Here is a 423-nt window from a genome sequence, read left to right on the forward strand (position 1 = left end):
AGAAAGTTCAATCTAAGTTGAGTATTAATAAATCATCAAGAAATCATAGAAGGGTCTAGGAAATAAAATGGCATTATTTAAAAAGAAAACTACAAAGCTAGATAATTATAGTTTGAAAAATGGTGTTGGTTTGGTTACTTATGATGACCCTACCAGTACGATTTCAGAGCAATTTAATACTATCAGAACTAATATTCAATTCTCATCTGTAGATAAAAAGTTGAATTCAATTTTATTCACCTCATCTGCTCCATCTGAAGGTAAGTCTACGGTAAGTAATAATGTTGCGGTAGCTTGGGCTAAACAAGGTGAAACAGTTGTTTTAGTTGATGCCGATCTTCGTCGTCCAACCATTCATAAGACCTTTAATGTAAGTAATCGTGTTGGATTATCCAGTTATTTATTGGGAAATGCTTCATTTGA

The 423-nt window shown here is 32.4% G+C and carries 1 protein-coding gene; it reads left to right on the forward strand.

Features of this window, described 5'->3' with window-relative positions; genetic code table 11:
- Window positions 1–67: 67 nt before the first annotated feature.
- The coding region (locus FD33_RS10445) for a CpsD/CapB family tyrosine-protein kinase (protein WP_156407843.1) at window positions 68–423 on the forward strand (356 nt) is incomplete at its 3' end.

The organism is Companilactobacillus paralimentarius DSM 13238 = JCM 10415, from assembly GCF_001434985.1.
GTDB lineage: Bacteria > Bacillota > Bacilli > Lactobacillales > Lactobacillaceae > Companilactobacillus > Companilactobacillus paralimentarius.